The organism is Streptomyces sp. NPDC016677 (genome assembly GCF_055562815.1).
Genome location: NZ_JBVHEO010000027.1, coordinates 12,135 through 37,837, shown reverse-complemented (window position 1 = coordinate 37,837; position 25,703 = coordinate 12,135). Strand labels below are relative to the sequence as shown.

Sequence of the window (25,703 nt, the reverse complement as noted above, 5' to 3'; positions counted from 1 at the left end):
CGTGGCTGGCGACCGGAACGGCCGCTGCCGCAGGCTGTGACCAGTCAAGCAGCCGCCCCCGGCAACGGTCGAGCGGCGCCACTCCCACCCGCCTGTGAAGGGGATCACCTCATGTCCGCACGCACCACTCGGGTCCGTCTGTTCGCCGCCGCCACCGTCGCACTCGCCACGCTCTCCCTGACGGCCTGCGAGGACGACTCGGCCACGGGCCTGCGCACCACGTCCGCCTCCTCGGACACCACCGCGCAGACCGGCACCGAGGGCGCCGCCTCCGGCGACACGGCCGCCAAGGACACCGCCTCCGCCGGCGCGAACGGCGCGAACGGTACGGCGGGCGGCGGCACGGACACCGCCGGCAAGCAGAACAGCTCCAGCACCGGGAACAACGCCGACGCCTCGATCCCCGGCGACTGCTCCGCCGACGACGTGGAGATCACCGCCACCGAGGTGGCCAGCCCGATCAACCACCTGCTCCTGACCGCCACCAACACCGGCTCGAAGACCTGCTCCCTGCCCACCTACCCGGCGGCCCGGTTCGGCGACGCCCAGTCCGTGCCGTCGGTCGTGGAGGCCAGCAAGCCGCAGGCGCTGACCACGCTGGAGCCGGGCGCGTCCGGCTACGCGGGCGTCCTGCTCTCGGCCGGCGACGGCAGCGCCGCGGGCGGCCGTACGGAGACGGCGCTGACGGTCCCGTTCGACGACGGTTCCATCGCCACGGTCTCCCTGCCCGCCGCCGGCGTCCACGTCGACGACTCCCTCTCGGTCACCTACTGGCTGACCGACCGCGCCACGGCCCTGACCTACTGAGCCGTGTGCCGTCGCAGACACCGCGGGCCCGTCCCGGAGCGGCCGGCTGACCGTGCCCGCGGGCGGGGTCCGGGTGTTCTCGGACGCGACCGTGACCGCCGCCGCCTGGCCGAGCCCGGCCACCGCCGTCATCTGGAGGCCGTCGCTGACACGCGGCCCCGGACGCCCGGGGGGTCCGGGGGGGCCGGGGGGGGGCCGGGGGGCCGGGGGGCCGGGGGGCCACAGCCCCGGGTCGCGGAGCGGGTCCTCGTCGCCGGACCAGTCGACGAGCGGCTCGTCGGCGAGGTCGGCCCGGCCCGAGCGCAGCCGCCGCACCCGGTCCGGGGCTCCCCGTACGTCTTCACCGAGGCGATGCTCCCCGTCCTCGGCGCCGGCGCCCCCGGCCGCGTCGTGAACATCGTGTCCAGCGCGATCATGGCCGCCCGGCCCGCACTGCGGCATGCCGGCGCCCGGCCGCGCCGAGCCGCCCGCGGCGTCTCGGTCTTCGGCCACCGGCAACGCCGCCCAGATGACCACCGACACCCTGCCGCCCCCGACGCGCCCGCTGTGGGACCAGATCCTCCAGGGCGTCGCCACCCCGGTCTCCGCAGCCGTCCGGGCCTGGACCGGCTCCCTGCTCGCCACCGCCTAGCGGAGCGTGCGCGCGGCCTCCACCGCCCAGTAGGTCAGGATGTTGCGCGCACCGGCCCGCTTGATCCCGGTCAGCGCCTCCAGGATCGCCCGGTCCCGGTCGATCCAGCCCTTCTCGGCGGCGGCCTCGATCATCGAGTACTCACCGGAGATCTGGTACGCGGCGACCGGCACGTCCACGGCCTCCGCCACCTTCGCCAGGATGTCGAGGTAGGGCCCGGCCGGCTTGACCATCACCATGTCGGCGCCCTCCTCCAGGTCCAGCGCCAACTCCCGCAGGGACTCCCGCGCGTTGGCGGCGTCCTGCTGATAGGTCTTCCGGTCCCCCCGCAACGACGAGCCGACAGCCTCCCGGAACGGCCCGTAGAACGCGGAAGCGTACTTGGCCGTATAGGCGAGGATGGCGACGTCCTCCCGCCCGATCTGATCCAGAGCGTCCCGGACCACCCCGATCTGCCCGTCCATCATCCCGCTCGGCCCGACGACGTGCGCCCCGGCGTCGGCCTGCACCTGGGCCATCTCGGCATACCGCTCAAGGGTGGCGTCGTTGTCGACCCGCCCCTGCTCGTCGAGCACCCCGCAGTGACCGTGGTCCGTGAACTCGTCGAGGCACAGATCGGACATCACCAGCAGTTCGTCCCCGACCTCGCCGCGCACGTCCCGCAGCGCGACCTGGAGAATCCCGTCCGGATCGGTCCCGGCGGTCCCGAGCCCGTCCTTCTTGCCCTCCTCCGGCACGCCGAACAGCATGATCCCGGAGATCCCGGCCTCCACCGCCTCGACGGCGGCCTTCTTCAGCGTGTCCCGTGTGTGCTGCACGACCCCCGGCATCGCGGCGATCGGCACCGGCTCGCTCACTCCCTCCCGCACAAAGGCCGGAAGGATGAAATCGGCGGGATGCAGCCGCGTCTCGGCGACCATCCGACGCATCACGGGGGTGGACCTCAGCCGCCGGGGCCGGCTTCCGGGAAAGCTTCCATACGTCGACATACCACCTACGCTACGCCCGCCCCCGCGATGCCTTTGCCGACGCGCAGTCGGCCGGGCTCAGCCCTTCAACTGGGTGAAGCGGATGCGATTGCCGAAGGGATCACGCAGCCCGCAGTCGATCCCGTACGGCCGCTCGGTCGGCGCCTCCGTGAACTCCACCCCCTTCTCCAGCAGCGTCTCGTAGGTCTTGCGGCAGTCGTCCGTGGTGAGGATGAGCCACCCGCCCATCGCCCCCTTGGTCACCAGCTCGCGCACCTGCTCCGCCGTCTCCTCCGACATGGCCGGAGCGCCCGGCTTCTCCAGCAGGATCTCCCGCCCGGGGTGGCCGGGAACGCCGACGGCGAGCCAGCGCATGAACCCCATGTCGAGGTCGGCCGTGACCTCCAGCCCCAGCTTGCCGACGTAGAAGTCGAGGGCCTCGTCCTGGTCGAGGACGTACATCTGCGAATGCGTAATGGCGTTGAACATGACCACCACGCTACGGAGCGGAGCACCCGAATACTTATCCAGAACTGCTCAGTCGCTCAGCCGCTCGGTCGCGTCCACGCCATCGTGAAGCAGGTCGGCACCCGCGCGGCGACCGCCGCCTTCCGGTACTCCCGCGGCGACAGCCCGACGATGTCCCGGAACGTACGGCTGAAGGTCCCCGCGCTGCCGAACCCGACCTCGAAGCAGATGTCGGTCACACTGCGCCCGGTCTCCCGCAGCAGGAACATCGCCCGCTCCACCCGCCGCCGTTGCAGATACCGGTGCGGAGTCTCCCCGAACGTCGCCCGGAACGTCCGCGCGAAGTGCGCCGGCGAAACATGCGCGATCCGCGCCAGCGCCGGAACGTCCAACGGCCGCGCGTACTCCCGGTCCATCGCGTCCCGCGCCCGCAGCATACGGCGATTGCTCTCCTCGACAGCCCGGCTCACGGCGCCATTCCACCACGGCCGCCGTCCCTTCTCGCCCGGCAGTCCCGGCACCAGGACCCCTCGGGGGCGCGGAAGGGACGACCGCAGTACCCCGCGCAGTTCGTCATGGGATACCAGGGTCTCGTCTCGTGCTCCCGAGGCGTCGCCAGGACGACCGTCTCCGACACGGGCGGCAGAGGCGGCGGCAGCATCTCCTTCAGCCGGTACGCGAGGAATCCGGCCGGACGTTTCAGGAGAACGGGCACGTCATGGGTCAGGGCGTGGTGCACGGCCGTCCTGTTCGCCCCGTTCTCGAACCACGCCACGACAGCGGGCACCAGCCGACGCACGTCCTTCCGCGACAGCGTGAACCGGCTGTCGGACCGCCGCAGCCCGACGAGCAGCGACTCGGCCTTCTCCTCGTGCTCGCTGCGGGGCGGCTCGGCCTCCTCCACGACGGGCTCGGCCTCCACGACCGCGGGTACTTCAGGGGCGGGGGCAGGGACAGGGACCCCCCGTTCCCCCGGCACGTCGTGAGCGAACGTCCGCGTGACGAACCGCCCCCCGTCGACCCGCTCCCGCACCCGCTCGATGTACCCGCAGGCCTCCAGCTCCCGCAGCGCGAACCCGATCCGGTCCCGCCCTTCGGGAAATCGGGCGGCGAGCGTACGGATGTCGGAGGCGCCTCCGTCCGGCAGCGACAGGATGTACACGGCGAGCCCGATGGCGACCAGCGACAACTGGCGGTGCTGGGCGAGGTGGTTGCCGATGATGGTGTACCGGTCGGGTTGGTACGTCCGTACGTGCGTGACACCGGAGGGAGCGGCGGTACAGGGAACACCCTGACGCGAACTCGGGGCAGGGATAAGCTGTGGCGCAGCCATAAGGGAAGGGTCTTTCTTCCTACTTGGTGAGGCCCTCGCCCTGGGAGTGCAAGTCCCGGCGGGGGCCGCAGTCATATGCGGCGGAGTTGCCTGATCCCGAGAGTGCCCGCCCGCGCGACGCCCGCGCCAGCCCCGCCAGCCCCTTTCACCCACCCGAGTGACGTACACCGGGTTTGGCCGGGTTGGGAGGGTTCTTTCCCCGAGTTCTTTGGTCTTTCACCGCCCGCCGCCCCGGCCTCCGCCCCACCGGCTCCCGTGTTTCCGGGCTCCGGTCAGACGGGATCGATCTCGGCCCACACCGTCTTGCACGGCACGGGCCCGACTTCCACTCCCCACCGGTCCGCCAACTCCCCGACCAGCACCAACCCGTACCCCGACTCCCCGTCCGTCGCCGCCGCCGGGCCGGGCGACAGGTCCCCCCGCGCGTCCACGACCTCGATCCGCAGCACCCCGTCCTCGCCGACGGAGAGACCGAGCCGGAAACTCCGCCCCGGCACCCGCCCGTGCAGCACGGCGTTGGCGCCGAGTTCGGCGACGACGAGCCGGGCGGGGTCCAACGGCAGTCCCCACTCGGTCAGCTTTTCGACGGCCAGCAAGCGGGCGAGGCGCGCACCGCGCCGGGTCGCGGAGAGCGGCACGGTGAAGTGCCGGGTGCAGGTGATGTGTCGGTTCACATCACAGAGCGTGTCGAGGCATGCGTAGCCTGTGAAGGGAATCACCCCGTGCGGACGAGGGCTGTCCAGATGACGCCGGTTTCCGTCCGGGACGTACGACGGGAGGGCGGTAGGCATGGGCGAGTGGGACGTGAGTCCGGAGGACGACGAGGCCGCGGGCGTGATCAGGACGGTGGCCCGGCAGTTGAAGCTGTGGCGCGAGTCCGCCGGCCTCACCCAGCCGGAGTTCGGAGCGGCCATCGGGTACGGCGAGGAGTTGGTCTCGTCCGTCGAGCGCATGAGACGCATTCCCCGCCCCGAGTACCTGGAGGCGGCGGACGAGGCCCTGAACGCGGGCGGCAAGGTCGCGGCGCTGAAGAAGGACCTGGCGGACGTCCGGTACCCGAAGAAGGTGCGGGATCTGAAGAAGGTGGAGGACGACGCGACGGAGCTGTGCGCCTACAACAACTCCGTCGTCCACGGGCTATTGCAGACGGAGGAGTACGCACGGGCAGTACTCGGCGCGCGTAGACCACCCTTCACGGATGACAAGCTGGAGCAGCACCTGGCAGCCCGCATGGTTCGCCAGGAGATCGTCGATGGCACTACAGGCCGCCCTGTCTTCAGCTTCGTCCAGTGCGAGTCGACCCTCCGGCGGCTGATCGGAGGCAAGATGGTGATGCGCAGGCAGCTCGAACGGCTGTTGGAGGTCGCTGGCTTCTGCAATGTCGACCTCCAGGTGCTCCCACTGAGCTGTGAAGAGAACTCGGGACTCGACGGTTCGTTCCGGTTGCTCCGCTTGAAGGACGGCACAACGGTCGGGCACGTGGAGGTGCAGCACATCAGCCGGGTGATCACCGACCAGAAAGAGGTGCAACTCCTCGACATGCGCTATGGGATCATCCGGGCACAGGCTCTCAGCCCTCGGGAATCAACGGCCCTCATCGAGAAGGTACTCGGAGAAACATGCAGTGGATAAAAAGCAGCTACAGCACGTCTGACGGCCCCGACTGCGTCGAGGTAGCCGCTCCTGATCCGGAGCTGGACCGCGTCCTCATCCGCGACTCGAAGGACCCCCAGCGGGGCCACCTCACCGTCGCCCCCACCACCTGGGCCGCCTTCCTCCCGTACGCCTCCGGCGGCTGATCCCCTCCCCGCCGAACCCCCCTCCCGAAAACCGTGAGCACTTCGGCCCGAAGTGCTCACGACTCGGCGACGGGGTCCGGCGTCGACACGTGGCCCGCACCCGCCGACTGCTCGGGTGCGGGCCACGCGCGTACCGTCACTCCCCGGCCGCAGCCTCGCCTTCCTCGGTGACGCTGTCGCGAGCCTGCTGCAACGTCTCGGCGATGGCGGCGAACTCCTCCAGCGCGGCCTGGAGGTCTTCGACGATCTCGGCGGCGAGCACCTCGGGCGCGGGAAGGCTGTCCGCGTCGTCCAGGCTGGGGTCGCGGAGCCAGGTGATGTCGAGGTTGGCCTTGTCGCGGGCGGCCAGTTCCTCGTAGGTGAACGCCTTGAAGCGTTCCGTCTCCACCCGCTTGGAACGGTCCTCTTCGGGCCGGTAGCACTGCACGAAGTCCTCGAGGTGGGCCCGGGTGAGCGGGTTCTGCTTGAGGGTGAAGTGCTGGGCCGTACGGAAGTCGTAGACCCAGAGCTTCTCGGTCCACGGCTGCTTGGGGCGGGCCGGCTTGCGCTCGAAGAACAGGACGTTGGCCTTGACCCCGCCCGCGTAGAAGATGCCGGTGGGCAGCCGCAGCAGCGTGTGGACGTCGTACTCGCTCAGCAACCGCCGGCGGATGGTCTCACCGGCGCCGCCCTCGAAGAGGACGTTGTCGGGGACGACGACAGCGGCCCGTCCATGGATCTCCAGCAAGGAGGCGATGTGCTGGACGAAGTTGAGCTGCTTGTTGGTGGTGGTGACCCAGAAGTCTCGCCGCTCATAGGCGATGGCCTCCCGCGCCGCCGAACCGTCGTCGCCGTAAACCGTGATGGACGACTTCTTGCCGAAGGGCGGGTTGGCCAGGACGAGACTCGCCCGCTGGTCGGGCGGCGCGGCGAGGGCGTCCTTGGTGCGGACAAGGGCCGTACCGGTCGGCTGACCGATGCCGTGCAGGAAGAGGTTCATGGCGGCGAGCCGCGCGGTGTTCCTGACCAGCTCGGTACCCCAGATGCCGCCGCTGCTGAGGTGCTCGCGCTGCTCGGGGGTGAGCCGGTTGCCGTACTCCTGGAGGATGTACTCGGCGGCGGAGAGCAGGAAGCCACCGGTTCCGCAGGCGGGGTCGGTGATCGTGTCGTCCGGGGTCGGACGGACGCAGTCGATAATGGCCTGGATGAGCGGACGCGGGGTGAAGTACTGCCCGGCCCCCGACTTGATGTCCTCGGCGCCTCGGGAGAGCAGCTCCTCGTAGGCGTCGCCCTTGATGTCGGTCTTCTGCCCCGACCAGTTCTCCTTGTCGATCAGGTCCTTGACGAGCCGCTTGAGCTTGGCGGGGTCGTGGATACGGTTCCGGGCCCCGTTGAAGATCAGGTGGAAGGTCGTACCCGCGCGCTGTGCGCCGAGGTCTTCGAGCAACTCGGTGTAGGCGGCTTCGAGCGCGGCCCCGTCGTTCTTCAGCAGCTCGGGCCAGCCCCGGTTCTCCCACACCGACCCCTCAGGCATGATCCGCTCACGGAACATCGGCGGCCGGGTCTGCGCCTCGTGCGCCATCTTGAGGAACACAAGAAGCGTCAACTGCTCGACGTAGTCGATGGTGGAGACACCGTCGTCCCGCAGGACATGGCAGTAACTCCACAGCTTGTCGACAAGCCGCCGGGCCTCGGTCGTGGTCACGAGGGAATCTCCAGATCAAGGGTGGGCTGAGTGGCGGTGGCGAGGTCGGACGCGTTCGCACGGGGCACCGGAGGCGCCTCCGGAACACTCGCCTGCTGAGCGGACGCCCGCCGCGGACTCCGCCGACGAGACTTGGTCACTCCGGCCGCCTCACGCTCCGCGCGGATGCGAGTGAGCAGAGCTTCGGCGGACTCGTCTGCGGCACCTTGCGCGGTCAAGCGGCCGGCGAAGGCTTCGGCAAGGAGCGCGCGACGGAGGACGGCCGACCGAAGCAACGCAGACTGAACAGCCTTCTCCGTACCTTCGAGGACAGAGAGCTGACGTTCAGTTTCCTGAACGATCCGCCCTTGCAAAGAGCGAGGAGGGACCGGGACGGGAAACTGCTTGATCTTTCGAAGACTGATCGAAGCCAGATTCACGCTCTGCTTCCCATTCACCTCGAACCATCGGCGCCCAAAACTATTGGCATGCCAGGCAAGAATTTTGGGGTCAAGCAGTCCATCACGAATCCGTGCTCGGAATACATGGTTCTGATGGATGCAGTTTTCGATTTGACCCTCCCAAATCCACCCCCTACCCAGCTTGTCCCGGTCTCCGCCTTCATTCAGCAAAACGTCGCCCGACCGAAGAGTCAGTGCGGCAGCCTTTTCAGGAGTGGCGCGAATGCGCGAGATATTGGACAGGTCCAAGCGTCCACGCTGCACATTCGCCACGCGCAAGTAAGGGACTTCAGGCAATTCGATGTCTGATTGCTTCTTCGCATCCTTCGTGATTCCACCAACCACATCAGCGATCTCGCCGAGCCGACGCCAAGTCCAATCCTCGGGCAGTGATGGAAGTTCGCCATCTACACAATCAGCGGCAGTGAGGGCAGGCTGATCAATCGAAGGCGGAAGATTCAGCAACTGGCCGTCACACGCTTGAAGAAGCAAACGCTCCCCGCAAGCAACAATCTTGCGAAGATTCGACCTCAGAAGGTCCTGAGCTCGGTCCAGCTGACCTAGGTACTCTTCGAGCGCCGCAACGATACGCCCTTGCTCCTCCAGCGGCGGAATAGGAATGTGCGTACCCAAAATGCCGCCAAGCTTAAGGTTATTGATGTTGGAACCTTTAGCCATTCGCGACCATTTTTTTCGCACTTCATCACTCCGCAAGAAAAGAGAGATGAACGAAGCGTTGATTCCCGCACATGGTCGCACGCAGACACAAAAGGCGCCCCACGTGCCCTCCCAAGGGGAGGAAAGTTGAGCACTTTTTCCGACTACTGACACACTGCCGCTCGATGATGCCACGATAATGTCACCAGCGCGCAGCCGTTGATGGGCGGAGACGAGCCCATGAGGGACGTATACTACTTTCCCGTCGACATCAAGAACTTCCTGAATATTTGTCGCCCGCAATAGCGGCAGGTATCCGGGGAGAGGAGAATCGGAAGCCTGCTGCTTTTTATAGGTAACTCCCCGGATCACCTCGGCCACGTCCTCGAGTGTCGCCCAGTGCCACCCTTCGGGCAGAGCAGTCTCACCTGCGTCTTCACGCCCCGCACTCACGCACCCAGCTCCCGTCCCAGCTCATCCAAAATCTCCGCCCCCCGATCCGCCCCGAATTCCTGAAGGAACCCGTCCACGCCCCCGCGCCCCATGAAGGTTACGTCCTTCAGACGCTCGGGCTCGATCGCCGCATCCGTGGCGATGACGTCGACCATGCGGTCGAGCCACCACACCTGGTCCTCCGTGAAGACGGCCCCCGCCTGCTCCTGCTTGGCACGCCAGGCCGCGTACCGTTCCTCGACCAGGGCCCGGTACGGCCGTACCTCCGTATCCAGCCCCAGCTCGAACCGCAGCAGGCCGATCAGGTCGACCACGCCGGCCGTCCCGCGCGGACGCTGCGACGCCTTGCCCAGCTGCACGTACGCGTCGTACAGCCGCCCCGGCGTCCACTGGAACGGGGGCCGCTCGATCTTGCGGGCGAGGTCCTTCAACCGCCGGTAGACCTCCCTCGGGTCCCGGCGCTCGGAGAAGGCGAGGTTGAGCGCCGCGATCTCGTCGCGGTGGTCCTTGAGGTACTGCTGCCAGGACGTGACTCGCCGCATCGCCAGCTCGTCGGCGGTGACGCCGCGCGCCTCCTTCACCTCGTCGACGTTCACCTCGTCGATGACGATGTCGTGGGCGCGGCGCATGGACATCAGCCGGTCGCGCAGCTCACGGTTGGCGGCGATCGGCTTCAACGCGTCCAGCATGTCCTGGCGGACCTGCTTTTCACCTCCTATGCGCCGGGCCTTCTCCTGCTGGTCGGGGTCAACGGAGCGGACCAGGCCGCCGACGATCTCCCGGAGCGGCCGGCCGGCGAGTTCCTCGACCTCCTGGCGTTCCTCGGGCGTGAGCTGCCGGTCGAGCCGGGCGAGGCGGCCCGCCAGTGTGGCGACCTCGTCCTCCGTCACCGCGAGGCCGGCCGTCTTGGCCATCAGCCGCTCCAGTGGGACCTTCCGCTCGGAGACACGCGCCAGCGGTCGCGCGTCGACGCGGGGCGAGTCCGTGACGCCGACCGCGTCGACGATGACGAACCGCTCCTTGACCTCGGCGTCCGGCGTCACCGCCTGGAACTCCGCCGGGTCGATCGTCCGCGAGCCCCGCCCCTTCATCTGCTCGAAGTAGGCCCAGCTCTTGACGTCCCGCAGGAAGAACACGCACTCCAGGGGCGGGATGTCGGTGCCCGTGGCGATCATGTCGACCGTGACGGCGATCCGCAGCTCGGGGCTGTTGCGGAAGGCCTTGATCAGCTCGGCGGGCCGCTTCGCGGCATGCGTGATCTTGCGGCAGAAGTCGTCGCTCTCGCCGAAGACCTGCCGCGCCATCCGGACGATCTCGTCGGCGTGGTTGTCGTCGACGGCGAAGATCAGCGTCTTGGGCACGTGGGTGCGCGCCCGCCGCACGTCACCCTCGCCCACCGGCGGGAAGATGTCGGTGAACAGGTGCGCCCGGAAGGTCTCCAGGACCAGCTTGAGCTGACCCTTGCTGATGACCTGGCGGCCGAGCTGGGAGGCCTTCCACTCCAAGTCCTCCTCCAGCTCCTGGTACCGCTCGCGCCGCGTCTTGCGTTCCCGCATCGGGACGACCGTCTCGGCCGGGATCGTGCCGCCGTTCTCGCCCAGCTCCGTACGGATGCGGAAGACGTCGAAGTCGACGTTGACACCGTCGGCGACGGCCTGCTCGTAGGGGTACTCGCTGACCAGGTTCTGGAAGAAGAAACCGAAGGTCTGCATGACCGGGGTGGCGGTCAGGCCGACCAGGTGGGCGTCGAAGTACTCCAGGACCGCGCGCCACTTGCCGTAGATGGAACGGTGGCACTCGTCGACGACGATGAGGTCGAAGGTCTCCGGCGGCAGGTCGGCGTTATAGCCGACCTCGACCGGCGCGTCGACCAGGTCGTAGCGGTCCAGGCTCTGGTCGTTGTCGTCGGCGCTGGGGACGTCCCGGCCGGTCAGCGCGAGCCACAGCCGCTGGACGGTCGACACCACCACATGAGCGGACCCCAGCACGCTGTCACCGGCCAAGCGCTGCACCACGTACAGCTCGGTGAACTTGCGGCCGTCGTCCGGGGTGTCGAAGTTCTCGAACTCGGTGGCGGCCTGGCTGCCGAGGTTGTTGCGGTCGACGAGGAACAGCACCCGCTTGGCGCGCGCGTGCTTGAGCAGCCGGTAGCTCTCGCTGACCACGGTGTACGTCTTGCCCGCGCCGGTCGCCATCTGGATGAGGGCGCGCGGGTCGTCCTTGGCGAGGGAACGCTCCAGGCCGGTGATGGCCCTGTGCTGGGCCGGGCGCAGCGGGCCGGGGTCGAGGAAGGTCTGCGGGAGACGCCGCATCCGGGCGCGCAGGGTGGGTGCCGAGGGGTCGGCCTCCGCCTCGTCGATCCAGCGGGCGATGGTCTCCGGCTGGTGCACGGCGAAGACCTCGCGGGTGCGCGGGGACGGGTCGAGCGCGTTGTGGAAGCGGACGGTGTTGCCGTCGGCGACGTACCGGAAGGGCAGGCTGGCACGCCAGGCGCTGAGCTGCTGGCTGCGGGTGAGCCCGGTGGCGTACCGCGCGGCCTGCTGCATCGCGCCTTCGAGGTCGGCGCCCTCCCGCTTGGCCTCTATGACGCCGACCAGGCGCTGGTCCACGTAGAGGAGGTAGTCGGCGCGGCCGACGGCGGTAGAGACCTCGCGGACGGCGACCCCACGGCCGTCGAAGAGGTTCTTGTCCTTGTCGTCCTGGACGACCCAGCCCGCCATCCCCAGAATCCGGTCCAGCTCGTCGCGGACCTGCGCCTCGCTCATCGGCGGGCGCACCGCCTTCTGCGCGTGGGCGATGAACTCGTCCCGCTTCGAGGCACCGTCCAACGGCCGTGCCACCGTACGCGACTGGAGATCCGGCGCCGTCAGCTCGGTGATCTTGTCGCTCAGTTCGGCGACGAGATCGTGCAGGGCGGCCCGCTCGGCCTCGGCCGCCTCGAGTTCCGCCTCGGCCTGTTCCCGGGCGGCCTGCTCCCGTTCCAGACGGCTCTGCTTGCCGTCGTAGCGGAGCCGGGCCTCTTCGAGACGGCGCCGGTAGGTGTCCAGCTCGGCGCGGAGCTGCTCCAACTCCCGCCGGTCCGCGCCGTTGGCCGGGACGGGGGCGGCCGAGGGCCGTGCCGGGGGCAGGAAGACCCGGTGCGTCGTGTCGTCGGGCGTGAGCGAACGGTGCAGCCAGTCACCGAGGCGGAAACACGCCTCCACGGCCTGCAGCGCGGCCCTGACGTTGGCGTAGTACTCGTGGACCGCCTTGTTGCCCGTCGTGCGGACGGCCTCGAACCAGCCGCGCACCTGCGGGTGCAGCACCTCCGCCTTGACCAGGGCGTTGATGCGGTCGACCTGCTTGTTGCCCGGGACGGTCACCTTGACGAGGGTGACCAGGTGCTTGGCCATGATCTCGCCGTACAGACGCGCTTTGACCATGGCCGCGTGCGGATCGGTGTGCACGTAGGACTCGGCGGCGCAGCCGAGCGTCACCAGCAAAGGCTCGTGCCGGAGCAGGTGACCGAAGTTGGACGAACCCGCCGCGAGCCGCGCGACCTGGTCGTCGTGGCCACTGGACGGGTTCCCCGTCGCCGTCCCTGTCATGTTCTTCCCCCCAGAAGTTCCGGTTGTCGTGTCAGCGCAAAGCCTTGCAGGATGACACGGACGCCCGGACGGATCAAGGGTTTGGGGAAACAGGACCGCGCACGTGCTCTTTTGAGCGCCCCGGTGACAGCCGGGGCCTGAATGCTCACGCTTCGCCGCGACGGGTTCCGTTCCCCCGCGCACAGGGGAGCGGGTGGCACGGCGTCCTCCAGGGGCGTGACCGCGTGGGTCCGCCCGCGCGCGGGCCGGACGGCCGGCCGGCCGGCCGGGAAGGGTGACGGCCGCGGCGGACCGTGCGCCGGGGCGGCACGCGGCGGACGCGGTACCGGCGGGACGGCCCCTCGCCCGCCGGCCGCGTGGCGCGCGCGGCCGTCAGTCCGGTGGCGCCGCACCGCCGCTCCCGGACGCGACCGGGGGCGATGCCTGCCGCAGCAGGTGTGCGACGAGCCGCTCCTTGGCCAGGGCGAGGTGGCGCCGGTAGGTGCCGTAGGGCACACCGAGCCGTCGGGCGGCGGCCTTGTGGGTGCGGGAGGCCGTGATGTAGGTGGCGGCGAGGGCCTCGTGGGCCTTGACGCCCGCGGGGTCGGTCTGCATCGCGTCGACGGCGGTGAGGATGGCGGCACGCAGGTCCGCGGCCGGGTCGGACGAACCCGGCGGCACCAGGGGGGAGTCGAGCAGGACGCTGGTGGCGAACGCGCGGGGCGTGTGCCAGGTGCGCAGCGCCTCCAGCACGCCCTCTGTGAACGCCGCGCGCGGCACCCGGCCGCCCGGACCGCCCGTGGCGTCGGCCGCGGGCCAGGTCGCCACCGGCGCGGCCCCGGCGCGCGCCCGGTGCCGCGCCCACTGTTCCACTGTCTGCCGCCGCCAGTCCCGGCCGAAGACGTGCTGCCGCCGCCCGCCGACGTCCACGGCCACCAGCTCCGCCAGCCCGGCCCCGGCGAGGTGGCTCCCCCACCGGTCGGCGTCCTCGAAGACGGTGAAGGTCATCGCGCGTCCCCTGGCCCGCATCTCCTCGCCGATGGCACGCCGGCCGATGAGCTCCATCAGCGGCGAAGGCCGCTGGTGCCCGCCGACCTGCACCGCGAAGCGGCGGATGCCCAGATGCTCGCCCGGCCCCAGGGGCGCGACCGCCTCCACGAACTCCCGGACCGCCGCGATCACCGGGTCCTCGGCGTGGTCCTCGGTCAGGGACGCGTCCAGCCGCAGGACGGCCATGAACGACACGGGCGTGCGGGAGCCCGCGTAGCGGTGGACACGGAACGCCTCCGGCTGGCGGCGCACCCAGTACGCGACCGCCGCCGCCGATGCCGGGCCCTCCTCCTTCTCGGCCATGCGTAACACGCCCGGCACGTCCTCGGGCCGCAGCGCGGTCTCCTCGATGTGCGGGTGCGCCCGGTGGGTGTACGGGTCGTCCGGGCCCCCCTGGCCTCGGAAGAGGAACATCCACTCCGCGACCCGCGCCGGCACGTCCTCCTCGGAGGCGTCGCGTACGGCGCGCAGGCCCGCGAGTGAGACGCGGACGCGGACGTCTTCGTAGCGCTCTGGGTTCCGCCAGCGCAGGTCCGCCTCCAGGACCGCCCGCACCGCGTCGTGCGGGTACAGCCCCTCGGGCGTGGCCTCGATGTAGGGCAGCTGACGCAGCCAGCGGAACACCGCGTCGGTGTCCTCGTCGCCCAGCACCGCCCGCAGCAGCTGCTCCCGGGTGACGCAGGCCTGCGCGACGACCTCCAGGGCCCGCCGGTGGACGACGCCGGGCAGGTCGCCCACGAGCCGCTCGACCAGGATCGTCAGGACGTCGCCGGCCGGCTCCCAGGGCACACCGGGCGCCCCGGCGGGCATCGAGGCGGCCAGTGAGAGGGCGAGCGGATTGCCTCCGGCGAAGGCGACCAGGGCGCCGCGCCGCTCGGCGGGGACCCCCCGGGCGGCGAGCAGGGCGTGGGACCGGGCGGTGTCCAGCGGGCGCACGGCCAGCGCGGTGAACAGCTGCGCCCAGCCCGGGTCCAGGCACCATTCCGCGTCGGGGGCGACCCGGCCGGCCAGGATCACGATCGCGCGGTCGGCGAGCCGCAGCAGGAAGGTGTCGCGCAGCCACGCCTCCAGGGACTGGCACCGCTCGAAGCTGTCGATGAGCAGCACCGTGCCGGGTTCGGCGCACGCCGGGGCCGCCTCCTCGGCCAGCCGGCGCGGATCACCGCCGAGGAACCGGCCGTCCACCTGCACCACGCGGCGTCCGCCGAGCCCGGCCCGCCACGCGGCGTAGCGCAGCAGCGAGGACTTGCCGATGCCACCGGGACCGTGCAGATAGGCCACGAACGGGGCGTCCGCCGCGCCCGACAGCATCCGGTCGAGCACCGCCCGCTCCGGCTCCCTGCCCACCAGTGCCCCGGCTCGCGCCGCGGCCAGCCGGTCCGCCAGTCCCACCGCGCCCAACCCGCGCTCCTCGGTTCATAGCAGTAGCAGTTCGAGCAGCGCGAGGAGTGAGGAGTGCGGTCACCCACCGCCCAGGCCGCCGTCCTGTCCGCGGCCGGGACACCGGGCTGCTCGTCACGGTCACCCCGGGCACGGCCACGTCCGTGACCGCGGCGGGACGGGCCCGGGGCCTGACCCGGCCCCGCCTCATCCGGGGACTCTGGGAGGCCACCCGGCCCGGTGCACGCCCCCGGCCCGACGCGCGCCCCCCCCCCCGGCGGCCGGGCGTACCGGCCCCGCGGGCTACAGGAACTCGCTCCGGTAAGCCGAGGCCAGCTCGACCGCACGGCGGCGGCGCTCCATGACCTCGTCCTCCGACAGCCGCGGCGGCGGCGCGTCCTTGCCCTCGACGACGTCGCCGACGCGCAGGAAGTACTCGTCCTGGCCGGCCGGGGTGCACATGCACAGCATGCGGGCCGGAGCGCCCGAGACGTTGCGGAAGTTGTGCGGCGCGTTGGCCGGGATGTTGACCGTGGACCCGGCCCGCACCGTGTGCTTCTCGCCGCGGAAGGTGAACTCGATCTCGCCCTCGAGGATCGTGAACATCTCCTCGAAGTCGTGCCGGTGCGGGGGCGGGCCGCCGCCGTCGGGAACGCGCATGTCGATCAGGCAGTACCGGCCGTCGGTCTGCTCGCCGGTGATCAGCATGGCGTAGGTGTTGCCCACGAGCGAGACGTACGTCGTGCCGGGGTCGTCCGGGTTGGCCACGGTCAGCGACCGGGACGGGTCGTCAGCGGGAATCATCGCGGTGGTCTCCTGGGGGGTCGGTCGGGGGGGGAGTCGGTCGCCGGACGCGACGAGGACTCCGCCACCGGACGGTGCGCCCGCGGCGGCGCCGGCGTGCGGCTCCACCGTGCGGCGTGCGGCGCCGGCGTGCGGTATGCGGCGCCGGCGTACGGCGACCCGGCGGTGACACCCGCGGGCGGCGGACCGTTGACGGTTGAATCACGGCCAAGCGTAGGAACGGCCGTACGCGGAAGGCATGTACGTTTGCGACATCAGACGGGATCCCGGCGACACGTTCGCCGGCGCGGAGGGCACATGAACGACAGACCGCGTTTCCTCGGTCCGAGCGACAGGATGGGCACGTTCACCGTCGACGCCGGGTCCATGGGCACCGGCCGCAGGACGTGGGAGCCGTTCATCGACACCTGGAACGACCGCATGGGTGACCTGTACCCCCTGCCGGAGTTCAGCACTTCCACCCTCGACGGCTTCCAGGGGACCATGCGCTCGGTGGCCCTGCGGGACACCGCCGTGAACGAACTGTGGGGCTCCTCACCCCTGAGCACCCGGGCGGTCGGTGCGCACGAGCACGACCACGTCAGGCTGTACTTCGTGCTGCGCGGCGCGATGACCCTGCGGGAGCCGCACGACCAGGGCGGTGACGCCCGCGTCTCGGCCGGCACCTACTTCGCGCACCACGTCGTGACGGAGAACCACTTCCACACCACGCCCGAGATCGGCAGCCGCATCTTCATCTTCCCCGGCGACGCCCTGCGGTCCCTGGTCGCCGGGAAACCGCGCGCCGGCCGGGCCACCTCGCCCGCGGCACAGATCCTCATGGCACACACCAGCATGGTCCAGCGGACCGTGGGCGACCTGGGCCCCGCGGCCGCGCACGCGGCCCGCAACGCCCTGCTCGAACTGGCCAAGGGGCTGCTCCTCGACCACTTCGACGACCGCGAGCCCGCCTTCACCCCGGCGCTGGCCCGGGCGGCCAGGGACCTGGCCGACGCCCGCCTCACCGACGCCGACCTGTCCCCGGCCGCCGTCGCCGCGCACCTGCACGTCTCCCTGCGCACCCTGCAACGGGCCTTCGCGAGTCTGGACGAGTCGTTCAGCGCCTACATACGCCGCCGGCGCCTGGAGGAGGCCGCCGCGGCGCTCACCGCCCCCGGATCACGCCTCACCGTCTCCGAGGCCGCCGCGCGCTGGCACTTCACCGACAGCAGCCACTTCATCCGCGCCTTCAAGAAGCGGTACCAGGCGACGCCGGCGCAGTTCGCGCGCCGGCCGACGGCCTGACGGCTCGGCCCGCCGCCCCGTCCGGGCGCACCGGCGCCGGCCGCGTCCTCACGCCCCGCCCCTGCGGCGGCGGGGCGCGGCCGAGCGGGGCGGCGCCGAGCGCATGTGGTCGCGCACCGGCGCCAGCAGGCCGGCGAGGGCCTTGACGTCGTCGCGCGAGAGCGGCTCGAACAGGAGACCGCTGACCACCTCGACGTGTCCCGGCAGCACCTTCGCCAGCAGCGCGCGTCCGGCGTCGGTGAGGGTGACGGTGATGCTCCGCTCGTCGTCCGGCGAGGGAGCGCGGACGACCAGGCCCGCTTTCTCCAGCAGACCCACCTGGTACGTCAGCCCGCTGCGGCTGTAGACCACGCCGTCGGCCAGGTCGGTCATGCGGTGGCTGCCCGTCGGCGAGTCCCCGAGGCGGGCCAGCAGCTGGAACTGCACATAACTGAGATCGCCGCTCTCGCGCAGCTGCTGCTCGACCGCGTGCCGGAGCAGGCTGGTCACCTCGATGAGGTCGAAGTAGGCGCCGAGCTGCACGGGGTCGAGCGAGCGCGGTGAATCAGGCATGACCGGAGTCTACTGCTTCGAATTCGAAGAGTGTGGTGCGCGCATGGCCCCGGGGTCCCCGGGCACGCGAACCGCGTTGCCCGCCGACCGAGTTGGAGGCGAACGTGAGTAACCGTACGTGGCGGATCGTTCCGACGAGCCGGGTCATGAGCGTCCTCTACCTGCTGATCGGCGTCGCGCTGGCGGTCAACGCCGCGCACCGGCTGGAGGACGACGTGACCGTACTGCCCCTCCTGTCCGGCCTCGCCGCCGTGGCGCTCGTGGCCGTCGCCGCCGCGGGCCTGGTCCGCCCCGGCTCCCGCGTCCGGACGCGCTGACGCGCTGTCGCACTGGCGCTCCCGTGACGGGGCCGCGCCGCCCCGGGTGAACCGCGTGGGCAGCGTTGGGCCCGACTGAGCACCGCGGACCGTGGCGGCCGGGCAGTGGCGCGGCGCAGGGTTGCGGAAGGAGGACGGCGCCGCCGTCCGCGCGTCCCGAGGACCAGCCATGGACATCCCCCCGTACCGCGCACCGCGAGGAGCAGCGGCGGACCGAGCGGACCGGCGGGAGCGACGGCCAGGCCACGCGGACGCGCCCATGAGCACGGTGCCGGCATGAGCACCGCCGCGTGGAGCCCGGTGTCCCTGACCGTCGTGAGCGCCGGCGCCGACGCCCCGGGTCCGACCCGCCTGCTCGCCGACCGGGTCACGGAGGCGGTGTGCCGGTCACTGGCGTCCGGCGGCGCGCGCGCCGACGTGGAGGTGGTGGAACTGCACCGGCTGACCGCCGACCTCGCCCGGTCCGCCGCCCGCGGTCACGTCGGCCTCGACCTGCGGGAGGCGGTCGCGGCGGTCGCCGCGGCCGACGGGCTGGTGATGGCGACCCCGGTGCTCGCGGCGTCCCCGAGCCCGGTGTTCGACGCGTTCCTCGCCGTCCTCGGGAACGGGCTCCTCCCCGGCACGCCGGTGCTCCTGGCGCTCGACGCCGGCTCCCGTCGGCAGCCGCCCGACCTCACGCGGGCCCTGTGCGGGCGGCTGGCCGGCGCGCACGCGGTCCCCGTGCCCACGGTCGTCGTCGCCACTCCCGCCGGCCGGGGGGCCGCGGCCCACGGCGACGCGGAACGACTGCACGCCCGCGTCGACCGGGCCGCCGCCGAACTCGCCGCCGCGATGCGCTCGCGCCGGCGATGACCGATCCCCCTTGCTTCGAATTCGAAGCAGATGTATGGTCCTCGACAGTTGCTTCGAATTCGAAGCACATCGGATCGCAGCGAAGGTGAGAACAGCCATGAAGGCAGTGCGTTTCCACGAGTACGGCGAGCCCGGCGTCCTGCGCTACGAGGACGTGGAGCAGCCCGTCCCCGGCGCGGGCGAGGTCCTGATCCGGGTCGCCGCGACCTCGTTCAACTCCGTCGACGGCAACATCCGCGCCGGATTCATGCAGGGCCCCATCCCGGTGACGCTGCCCCACACCCCCGGCCTGGACGTCGCCGGCACGGTCGACGCGCTCGGCGAGGGCGTGGACGGCATCGCGGTCGGCGACGACGTCATCGGCTTCCTGCCGATGACCGGCACCGGAGCCGCCGCGGAGTACGTCATCGCGCCGGCCGGGATCCTGGCCCCGGCACCCAAGAGCGTCCCCCTGGCGGACGCCGCCGCGCTGCCCGTGGTGGCCCTGACCGCGTACCAGGCCCTGTTCGACCACGGCAAGCTGACAGCCGGACAACGCGTACTGATCAACGGCGCCGGCGGCGCGGTCGGCGGCTACGCCGTGCAGCTGGCCAAGAACGCCGGTGCCCACGTCATCGCCACCGCCGGCCCGCGCAGCGCCGAAGCGGTCCGATCCGCCGGCGCCGACGAAATCATCGACCACACCACCACCGGCGTGACCGCGGCGGTGACCGAACCGGTCGACCTCGCCCTCAACCTCGCACCGGTCGACCCGGCCGAACTGGCCGCCCTGGTCACCCTGGTCCGCCCCGGCGGGACCCTCGTGAACACCACGGTGTGGATGCCCGCCCCCAGCGACGAGGAGCGCGACGTGCGGGGCATCGACCTGTACGTCCGCAGCGACGCCGACCAGCTGGCGGCACTGGCGGCCTCGGCCGACCGCGGCGAACTGCGCGTCGATGTCGCCGAGCGGGTGCCGCTGGCCGAACTGCCGGCGCTGCACGCGCGAGCCGCCCAGGGCGCGGTCCACGGCAAGGTCGTCGTCGTCCCCACCGCCGCCTGACACCGGTCCGCCACCGGAAGGAAAGGGCCACGGCACTCAGTCCGTACCCCGGAATCGCCAGCGCGCCGGCCCCGAGGGCCGGCGCGCCGGCGGACACCCCTCCCCGGACCCGCTCGAAGACATCCGCGCGGCACCGCGCCGACCGCGCGAGCACACCACCGGACCCGACACCGACGCCGACACCGGGCGCGAGACCCCGGCCAGGACACCGGCACCGAACGAGCGCCCCGGCCCGTGAACGCCCTGGCCCGTGAACGAACGGCCCGACCCATGAACGACCGGGCCCGTCAACACCCCGGCCCGTGACCGACCGGGCCCCCACCCGACGCCCGGGGCCCCGAAGAGCCCCGCCGCCCGCCCCCGGGCGGTGACGGAGCGGGCGCCCCCGAAAGGGCGCCCCACCTCAACTGGTCGTAGTCGACCGCCGCCGCCGCGACCCCGGACGCCGCTCGCTCGGCCGCGTCACCGGATCGCCCGCCTCCAGCGCCGCCGCCCGGCGCCGCATCCCGAACTCGGCCAGCGCCTCCGCCAGCTTCAGCACCGACGGCTCGGGGGCCATGACGTCGACCCGCAGCCCGTGCTCCTCGGCCGTCTTGGCCGTCGCCGGGCCGATACAGGCGATCACCGTCACGTTGTGCGGCTTGCCCGCGATACCGACCAGGTTCCGCACCGTCGACGACGAGGTGAACAGCACCGCGTCGAAACCGCCGCCCTTGATCGCCTCCCGCGTCGTGGCCGGCGGCGGCGACGCCCGCACCGTCCGGTAGGCGGTGACGTCGTCGACCTCCCAGCCCAGCTCGATCAGCCCGGCGACCAGCGTCTCCGTGGCGATGTCGGCGCGCGGCAGGAAGACACGGTCGATCGGGTCGAAGACCGGGTCGTACGGCGGCCAGTCCTCCAGCAGCCCGGCCGCCGACTGCTCCCCGCTCGGCACCAGGTCCGGCTTCACGCCGAAGGCGATCAGCGCGTTGGCGGTCTGCTCGCCCACCGCCGCGACCTTGATCCCGGCGAAGGCCCGCGCGTCGAGCCCGTACTCCTCGAACTTCTCGCGGACGGCCTTGACCGCGTTGACCGACGTGAACGCGATCCACTCGTAGCGGCCGGTCACCAGCCCCTTCACCGCCCGCTCCATCTGCTGGGGCGTGCGCGGCGGCTCGACGGCGATGGTCGGGACCTCGTGCGGTACGGCCCCGTAGGAGCGCAGCTGGTCGGAGAGCGACGCCGCCTGCTCCTTCGTACGCGGCACGAGCACCTTCCAGCCGAACAGCGGCTTGGACTCGAACCACGACAGCTGGTCGCGCTGGGCGGGGGCGGAGCGCTCGCCGACCACGGCTATCACCGGCCGGCCACCGTCCGGGGACGGCAGCACCTTGGCCTGCTTCAGCGTCTGGGCGATGGTGCCGAGCGTCGCCGTCCAGGTCCGCTGACGGGTCGTCGTACCGGCGACCGTCACTGTCATCGGCGTGTCCGGCTTGCGGCCCGCCGACACCAGTTCACCGGCCGCGGCGGCCACCGAGTCCAGCGTCGTCGACACGACCACCGTGCCGTCGGAGGCACCGACCTCCGTCCAGCACCGGTCGGAGGCCGTGCGGGCGTCCACGAACCGCACGTCCGCGCCCTCGGCGTCCCGCAGCGGGACACCGGCGTACGCGGGCACACCGACGGCGGACGCGATACCGGGAACCACCTCGAAGGGCACCCCGGCGGCGGCGCAGGCCAGCATCTCCTCGGCGGCGTACGTGTCGAGCCCGGGGTCCCCGGTCACCGCACGCACCACCCGCCTGCCGCCCCGCGCGGCCTCCATGACAAGATGTGCGGCATCCCGCACGGCGGGGACACCAGCGGTTGTTGACGAGCCGTCAACGACCGCCAGCTGAGGCGTGCCTGTGCCCGGGACCGGGCCACCGGACGGGTCCGGGTCGGTGTGCACTTCGGCCACGCCGTGCCGGGCATGCGTACGTACGACGTCGAGCACCTCGTGCTCGGCGACAAGGACGTCCGCGTGCGCCAGCGCCTCCACGGCGCGCAGTGTCAGCAGTCCCGGATCTCCGGGTCCGGCACCGAGGAAGGTGACGTGCCCGTGTTCCGGACCGGCGGGAAGGGCGGTGGGGCTCAATGTTCTCGCTCCCCCATCAGACCGGCCGCGCCCTGGGCGAGCATCTCGGTGGCGAGTTCGCGACCGAGAGCCAGTGCCGCCTCGTGCGTTGCGGGCACGGGACCGGTGGTGGACAACTGCACCAGCGACGAGCCGTCGGTCGTGCCGACGACGCCGCGCAGGCGCATTTCCTTGACAGTCTGCCCGTCGGCCAGCAGGTCGGCCAGCGCCCCCACGGGTGCGCTGCAACCGGCCTCCAGGGCGGCGAGCAGTGACCGCTCGGCGGTTACGGCGGCCCGCGTGAACGGGTCGTCGAGTTCGCCGAGCGCGGCGATCAGCTCCGCGTCGGACGCGGTGCATTCGATCGCCAGTGCCCCCTGGCCGGGGGCGGGCAGAACCGTGTCGACCGACAGGAAGTCGGTCACCTCGTCGCCGCGGCCGATCCGGTTCAGCCCCGCGGCGGCCAGTACGACGGCGTCGAGGTCGCCCTTGCGGACGTACCCGATGCGGGTGTCGACGTTGCCCCGGATCGGCACCGTCTCGATGTCCAGGCCGTGCGCGCGGGCGTACGCGTTGAGCTGCGCCATGCGCCGGGGGGCGCCGGTGCCGATGCGCGCGCCGCGCGGCAGGTCCGTGAACTTCAGCGCGTCCCGGGCGACGAGCACGTCGCGCGGGTCCTCACGCTCGGGTACGGCGGCCAGCACCAGGCCGTCGGGCTGCGCGGTCGGCAGGTCCTTCAGCGAGTGAACCGCGAAGTCGACCTCACCCCGCAGCAGCGCCTCGCGCAGCGCGGCCACGAACACCCCCGTGCCGCCGATCTGCGCGAGCTGCTCCCGCGACACATCGCCGTACGTGGTGATCTCGACCAGTTCGACGGGCCGTCCGGTCACCTGGCTCACGGCGTCCGCCACCTGCCCGGACTGGGCCATGGCGAGCTTGCTGCGCCTGGTCCCCAGTCTCAGTGCCTTCTCGGTCATGCCGGTCCTCGGTTCTTCTCAGTGCTGTTCCCGGCCCGGGAGACGGAGGCCACCGTCTCGGGGTCGAGGTCGAACAGGGTGCGGAGCGCGTCCGCGTACCCGGCGCCGCCTGGCTCGGCCGCGAGCTGCTTGACCCGCACCGTCGGTGCGTGCAGCAGCTTGTCCACCACGCGCCGTACCGTCTGGGTGATCTCGGCGCGGTGCTTGTCGTCCAGGGCGGGCAACCGCCCTTCCAGCCGCGCGATCTCGCTCGCCACGACCTCGGCGGCCATGCTGCGCAGCGCCACCACGGTGGGGGTGATGGTCGCGGCCCGCTGGGCGGCGCCGAACGCGGCGACCTCGTCCGCGACGATCCGCCGGACCTGGTCCACGTCGGACGCCATCGGCGCGTCCGCGGACGCCTCCGCCAGCGACTCGATGTCGACCAGCCGGGCCCCGGCCAGCCGGTGCGCGGCGGCGTCGATGTCGCGCGGCATGGCGAGGTCGAGGAGGAAGAGGACGGGCTCCGGGCGCGGCACCTCGGGGACCGGCTCGGGCCGACGCATCTCGGGGACCCGTCCGGCGGTGGCCGCGGCCGCGGCGAGCGCGGAGATCAGGCCGGCGTCGGCGCTCTCCCGCGGCTGGTCCACCGCGGTACCGCCCGCGGCCCACGCCCCGTGCTGCTCCAGCGCGGCGGCGTCCAGGCCGGCCACCGCCGCCTCCCCCATGACGGAGAAGCCGGACTGCGCGGCGGACAGGTCGAGCGGGCAGCCGTCCTCGGTGCCGGCACTGGCCGGCGGCAGCGGCGCCCCGGCGGCCGGTGCGACGGGTGCGGCCTCGATTTCGACGGGCTCGCCCGTACGTCCCCCGACCGCCGCGGCGACCGCGTCGACGGTGAGCACCAGGCCGGTCGCGCCGGTGCAGGAGACGGCGACGTCGGCACGTGTCAGCTCGGCCGGCACCGCGTCCATCGGGACCGCGCGGGCCACCACGCCCGTGTCGCCGCCCTGGGTGAGGATCTGCGCGAGGCGCTCGGCGCGCTCGAAGGTGCGGTTGGCGACCACGACCTCGGCGACCCCGGCCCGCGCCAGCGTCGCGGCGGCCAGCGAGGACATCGACCCGGCGCCGATGACCAGCGCCTTCTTGCCGCGGGCCCAGCCGGAGACCTCCGCGCCCGCGGCGAGCTGCTCCAGGCCGAAGGTGACCAGGGACTGCCCGGCGCGGTCGATGCCGGTCTCGGAGTGGGCGCGCTTGCCGACCCGCAGCGCCTGCTGGAACAGGTCGTTCAGCAGCCGTCCGGCGGTGTGCAGGTCCTGGGCGCGGGCCAGAGAATCCTTTATCTGCCCGAGGATCTGGCCCTCGCCGACGACCATCGAGTCCAGTCCGCAGGCCACCGAGAACAGATGGTGGACGGCCCGGTCCTCGTAGTGCACGTAGAGGTAGGGGGTCAGCTCCTCCAGGCCGACCTCGCTGTGCTGGGCGAGCAGCGTGGACAGCTCGGCGACCCCGGCGTGGAACTTGTCCACGTCGGCGTAGAGCTCGATGCGGTTGCAGGTGGCCAGCACCGCGGCCTCGGCGGCCGGCTCGGCGGCGACCGTGTCCTGGAGCAGCTTGTTCTGCGCGTCCGCGTTCAGCGAGGCCCGCTCGAGGACGCTGACGGGGGCGCTGCGGTGGCTGAGTCCGACGACGAGGAGGCTCATGCCGGCATCACGGCGGGGACGTCGTCCCCGTCAGGACCCTGGTCGGCAGAGGCAGAGGCACCGGCAGAGGCGCCGGCAGCGGCACCGGCAGCAGAGGCAGCGGCGGCACGCTTGCGGGCGGCGCCAGCCGGTACGGCACCGTCCGCCGCGGCCTCCTCACCGGCCTTGCGCTGCTCGTGGAAGGCGAGGATCTGGAGTTCGATGGAGAGGTCGACCTTGCGCACGTCGACGCCCTCGGGGACGTTCAGCACGGTCGGCGCGAAGTTCAGGATGGAGGTCACCCCGGCGTCCACCAGCCGGTCGCAGACCTGCTGGGCGGCACCGGCGGGGGTGGCGATCACGCCGATCGAGACGCCGTTGTCCTGGATGATCCGCTCCAGCTCGTCGGTGTGCCGCACCGGGATGCCCGCGACCGGCTTCCCGGCCATCGCGGGATCGGCGTCGATGAGCGCGGCGACCCGGAAGCCGCGGGAGGCGAACCCGCCGTAGTTGGCGAGCGCGGCGCCGAGGTTGCCGATACCGACGATGACGACCGGCCAGTCCTGGGTCAGGCCCAGCTCACGGGAGATCTGGTAGACGAGGTACTCGACGTCGTAGCCGACGCCCCGGGTCCCGTACGAACCGAGGTAGGAGAAGTCCTTGCGCAGCTTCGCGGAGTTGACCCCCGCCGCCGCGGCCAGCTCCTCGGAGGAGACCGTGGGCACCGAGCGCTCCGACAGTGCGGTCAGCGCGCGGAGGTACAGCGGAAGCCGGGCGACGGTGGCCTCGGGAATCCCTCGGCTGCGGGTCGCCGGTCGGTGTGTTCGGCCAGTTGCCACGGTGCTCCTGCGGGTAGAGCGGGGCTGTAGGCGGTCATACGTCCCTA

Annotated in this window: 23 protein-coding genes; 8 read left to right on the top strand and 15 right to left on the bottom strand. The window is 71.6% G+C overall.

The features are described 5' to 3' along the window. The first annotated feature begins 111 nt into the window (after positions 1 to 111). The gene (locus ACZ3IG_RS35535; RefSeq protein WP_467437337.1) at positions 112 to 807 is read left to right on the top strand and encodes a DUF4232 domain-containing protein; all 696 of its coding nucleotides are present in this window, start codon (positions 112 to 114) and stop codon (positions 805 to 807) included. 508 nt (positions 808 to 1,315) lie between these two features. Next, positions 1,316 to 1,438: a hypothetical protein gene (locus tag ACZ3IG_RS35530; protein ID WP_467437335.1), complete on the top strand. Its 123-nt coding sequence runs from the start codon at positions 1,316 to 1,318 to the stop codon at positions 1,436 to 1,438. Here the strand turns inward: ACZ3IG_RS35530 and hemB are convergent. The 5 genes from hemB to ACZ3IG_RS35505 all read right to left on the bottom strand — a co-directional run bounded on the left by hemB (position 1,435) and on the right by ACZ3IG_RS35505 (position 4,881). Continuing rightward, positions 1,435 to 2,427 carry a porphobilinogen synthase gene (gene hemB, locus ACZ3IG_RS35525; RefSeq protein WP_467437333.1) on the bottom strand — a complete coding sequence of 331 codons (993 nt, stop codon included), beginning with the start codon at positions 2,425 to 2,427 and terminating at the stop codon, positions 1,435 to 1,437. The genes ACZ3IG_RS35530 and hemB overlap by 4 nt on opposite strands. Before the next feature lie 57 nt (positions 2,428 to 2,484). Further along, entirely contained in the window at positions 2,485 to 2,895 is a 411-nt protein-coding gene (locus ACZ3IG_RS35520; protein ID WP_467437332.1) for a VOC family protein, read from the bottom strand. Positions 2,896 to 2,951: 56 nt separating this feature from the next. Next, positions 2,952 to 3,344, bottom strand: a complete 393-nt coding sequence (locus tag ACZ3IG_RS35515; protein ID WP_467437331.1) for a helix-turn-helix domain-containing protein — start codon at positions 3,342 to 3,344, stop codon at positions 2,952 to 2,954. Continuing rightward, positions 3,341 to 4,207 (bottom strand): helix-turn-helix domain-containing protein, encoded by an 867-nt coding sequence (locus ACZ3IG_RS35510; protein ID WP_467437329.1) that lies wholly within the window; start codon positions 4,205 to 4,207, stop codon positions 3,341 to 3,343. The genes ACZ3IG_RS35515 and ACZ3IG_RS35510 overlap by 4 nt, the downstream gene beginning before the upstream one ends. Before the next feature lie 272 nt (positions 4,208 to 4,479). Then, on the bottom strand, positions 4,480 to 4,881 hold the full coding sequence (locus ACZ3IG_RS35505) for an ATP-binding protein (protein WP_467437328.1): 402 nt from the start codon (positions 4,879 to 4,881) through the stop codon (positions 4,480 to 4,482). A gap of 115 nt (positions 4,882 to 4,996) precedes the next feature. Here ACZ3IG_RS35505 and ACZ3IG_RS35500 point away from each other — a divergent pair, with 115 nt between their 5' ends. Together ACZ3IG_RS35500 and ACZ3IG_RS35495 are read left to right on the top strand one after the other, a co-directional pair. Then, complete coding sequence (locus ACZ3IG_RS35500; protein WP_467437327.1) at positions 4,997 to 5,839, top strand: helix-turn-helix domain-containing protein; 843 nt, start codon at positions 4,997 to 4,999, stop codon at positions 5,837 to 5,839. Continuing rightward, a complete protein-coding gene (locus tag ACZ3IG_RS35495; RefSeq protein WP_467437326.1) occupies positions 5,827 to 6,006 on the top strand; it encodes a DUF397 domain-containing protein in 180 nt (59 codons plus the stop codon). The genes ACZ3IG_RS35500 and ACZ3IG_RS35495 overlap by 13 nt, the downstream gene beginning before the upstream one ends. A 136-nt stretch (positions 6,007 to 6,142) precedes the next feature. Here ACZ3IG_RS35495 and ACZ3IG_RS35490 read toward each other — a convergent pair whose 3' ends face one another. From ACZ3IG_RS35490 to ACZ3IG_RS35470, 5 genes are all read right to left on the bottom strand, one after another. Next, complete coding sequence (locus tag ACZ3IG_RS35490) at positions 6,143 to 7,690, bottom strand: class I SAM-dependent DNA methyltransferase (RefSeq protein WP_467437325.1); 1,548 nt, start codon at positions 7,688 to 7,690, stop codon at positions 6,143 to 6,145. After that, positions 7,687 to 9,240 carry a restriction endonuclease subunit S gene (locus ACZ3IG_RS35485; RefSeq protein WP_467437324.1) on the bottom strand — a complete coding sequence of 518 codons (1,554 nt, stop codon included), beginning with the start codon at positions 9,238 to 9,240 and terminating at the stop codon, positions 7,687 to 7,689. The genes ACZ3IG_RS35490 and ACZ3IG_RS35485 overlap by 4 nt, the downstream gene beginning before the upstream one ends. Further along, a complete protein-coding gene (locus ACZ3IG_RS35480; RefSeq protein WP_467437323.1) occupies positions 9,237 to 12,827 on the bottom strand; it encodes a DEAD/DEAH box helicase family protein in 3,591 nt (1,196 codons plus the stop codon). The genes ACZ3IG_RS35485 and ACZ3IG_RS35480 overlap by 4 nt, the downstream gene beginning before the upstream one ends. A 372-nt stretch (positions 12,828 to 13,199) precedes the next feature. Next, complete coding sequence (locus ACZ3IG_RS35475; protein WP_467437356.1) at positions 13,200 to 15,248, bottom strand: ATP-binding protein; 2,049 nt, start codon at positions 15,246 to 15,248, stop codon at positions 13,200 to 13,202. 291 nt (positions 15,249 to 15,539) lie between these two features. Then, the gene (locus ACZ3IG_RS35470) at positions 15,540 to 16,040 is read right to left on the bottom strand and encodes a cupin domain-containing protein (protein WP_467437321.1); all 501 of its coding nucleotides are present in this window, start codon (positions 16,038 to 16,040) and stop codon (positions 15,540 to 15,542) included. Between the two features lie 297 nt (positions 16,041 to 16,337). On the opposite strand from ACZ3IG_RS35470, the gene ACZ3IG_RS35465 reads away from it, so the two are divergent. Further along, positions 16,338 to 17,324, top strand: coding sequence for a helix-turn-helix transcriptional regulator (locus ACZ3IG_RS35465; RefSeq protein ID WP_467437320.1), 987 nt, complete (start codon positions 16,338 to 16,340; stop codon positions 17,322 to 17,324). Positions 17,325 to 17,372: 48 nt separating this feature from the next. Here the strand turns inward: ACZ3IG_RS35465 and ACZ3IG_RS35460 are convergent, their stop codons facing one another. After that, a complete protein-coding gene (locus ACZ3IG_RS35460) occupies positions 17,373 to 17,876 on the bottom strand; it encodes a MarR family winged helix-turn-helix transcriptional regulator (protein WP_467437319.1) in 504 nt (167 codons plus the stop codon). A gap of 104 nt (positions 17,877 to 17,980) precedes the next feature. Here ACZ3IG_RS35460 and ACZ3IG_RS35455 point away from each other — a divergent pair, with 104 nt between their 5' ends. The 3 genes from ACZ3IG_RS35455 (at position 17,981) to ACZ3IG_RS35445 (ending at position 20,087) form a co-directional block, all read left to right on the top strand. Beyond that, complete coding sequence (locus ACZ3IG_RS35455) at positions 17,981 to 18,193, top strand: hypothetical protein (RefSeq protein WP_467437317.1); 213 nt, start codon at positions 17,981 to 17,983, stop codon at positions 18,191 to 18,193. A gap of 276 nt (positions 18,194 to 18,469) precedes the next feature. Beyond that, positions 18,470 to 19,045, top strand: a complete 576-nt coding sequence (locus ACZ3IG_RS35450) for an NAD(P)H-dependent oxidoreductase (protein WP_467437316.1) — start codon at positions 18,470 to 18,472, stop codon at positions 19,043 to 19,045. A 97-nt stretch (positions 19,046 to 19,142) separates the two neighbouring features. Next, complete coding sequence (locus tag ACZ3IG_RS35445; protein WP_467437315.1) at positions 19,143 to 20,087, top strand: NADP-dependent oxidoreductase; 945 nt, start codon at positions 19,143 to 19,145, stop codon at positions 20,085 to 20,087. Positions 20,088 to 20,490: 403 nt separating this feature from the next. Here ACZ3IG_RS35445 and ACZ3IG_RS35440 read toward each other — a convergent pair whose 3' ends face one another. From ACZ3IG_RS35440 to ACZ3IG_RS35425, 4 genes are read right to left on the bottom strand one after another with little or no spacing between them, the layout of a single operon-like run. Next, positions 20,491 to 22,203 (bottom strand): bifunctional uroporphyrinogen-III C-methyltransferase/uroporphyrinogen-III synthase, encoded by a 1,713-nt coding sequence (locus ACZ3IG_RS35440; RefSeq protein ID WP_467437313.1) that lies wholly within the window; start codon positions 22,201 to 22,203, stop codon positions 20,491 to 20,493. Then, on the bottom strand, positions 22,200 to 23,159 hold the full coding sequence (hemC, locus tag ACZ3IG_RS35435) for a hydroxymethylbilane synthase (protein ID WP_403533855.1): 960 nt from the start codon (positions 23,157 to 23,159) through the stop codon (positions 22,200 to 22,202). Before hemC ends, ACZ3IG_RS35440 begins: the two co-directional genes overlap by 4 nt. After that, positions 23,156 to 24,838, bottom strand: coding sequence for a glutamyl-tRNA reductase (locus tag ACZ3IG_RS35430; protein ID WP_467437312.1), 1,683 nt, complete (start codon positions 24,836 to 24,838; stop codon positions 23,156 to 23,158). Before ACZ3IG_RS35430 ends, hemC begins: the two co-directional genes overlap by 4 nt. Continuing rightward, positions 24,835 to 25,656, bottom strand: a complete 822-nt coding sequence (locus ACZ3IG_RS35425) for a redox-sensing transcriptional repressor Rex (RefSeq protein ID WP_467437311.1) — start codon at positions 25,654 to 25,656, stop codon at positions 24,835 to 24,837. The genes ACZ3IG_RS35430 and ACZ3IG_RS35425 overlap by 4 nt, the downstream gene beginning before the upstream one ends. Between the last annotated feature and the right edge of the window lie 47 nt (positions 25,657 to 25,703).

Excerpts from the sequence above, each read along its gene's own strand:
- ACZ3IG_RS35460 (WP_467437319.1), bottom strand. The coding sequence starts at position 17,876 with ATGCCTGATTCACCGCGCTCGCTCGACCCCGTGCAGCTCGGCGCCTAC.
- ACZ3IG_RS35510 (WP_467437329.1), bottom strand. The coding sequence starts at position 4,207 with ATGGCTGCGCCACAGCTTATCCCTGCCCCGAGTTCGCGTCAGGGTGTT.
- ACZ3IG_RS35445 (WP_467437315.1), top strand. The coding sequence starts at position 19,143 with ATGAAGGCAGTGCGTTTCCACGAGTACGGCGAGCCCGGCGTCCTGCGC.
- ACZ3IG_RS35520 (WP_467437332.1), bottom strand. The coding sequence starts at position 2,895 with ATGTTCAACGCCATTACGCATTCGCAGATGTACGTCCTCGACCAGGAC.
- ACZ3IG_RS35530 (WP_467437335.1), top strand. The coding sequence starts at position 1,316 with ATGACCACCGACACCCTGCCGCCCCCGACGCGCCCGCTGTGGGACCAG.
- ACZ3IG_RS35495 (WP_467437326.1), top strand. The coding sequence starts at position 5,827 with ATGCAGTGGATAAAAAGCAGCTACAGCACGTCTGACGGCCCCGACTGC.
- hemC (WP_403533855.1), bottom strand. The coding sequence starts at position 23,159 with ATGACCGAGAAGGCACTGAGACTGGGGACCAGGCGCAGCAAGCTCGCC.
- ACZ3IG_RS35465 (WP_467437320.1), top strand. The coding sequence starts at position 16,338 with ATGAACGACAGACCGCGTTTCCTCGGTCCGAGCGACAGGATGGGCACG.
- hemB (WP_467437333.1), bottom strand. The coding sequence starts at position 2,427 with ATGTCGACGTATGGAAGCTTTCCCGGAAGCCGGCCCCGGCGGCTGAGG.
- ACZ3IG_RS35430 (WP_467437312.1), bottom strand. The coding sequence starts at position 24,838 with ATGAGCCTCCTCGTCGTCGGACTCAGCCACCGCAGCGCCCCCGTCAGC.
- ACZ3IG_RS35480 (WP_467437323.1), bottom strand. The coding sequence starts at position 12,827 with ATGACAGGGACGGCGACGGGGAACCCGTCCAGTGGCCACGACGACCAG.
- ACZ3IG_RS35535 (WP_467437337.1), top strand. The coding sequence starts at position 112 with ATGTCCGCACGCACCACTCGGGTCCGTCTGTTCGCCGCCGCCACCGTC.
- ACZ3IG_RS35500 (WP_467437327.1), top strand. The coding sequence starts at position 4,997 with ATGGGCGAGTGGGACGTGAGTCCGGAGGACGACGAGGCCGCGGGCGTG.
- ACZ3IG_RS35470 (WP_467437321.1), bottom strand. The coding sequence starts at position 16,040 with ATGATTCCCGCTGACGACCCGTCCCGGTCGCTGACCGTGGCCAACCCG.
- ACZ3IG_RS35450 (WP_467437316.1), top strand. The coding sequence starts at position 18,470 with ATGAGCACCGCCGCGTGGAGCCCGGTGTCCCTGACCGTCGTGAGCGCC.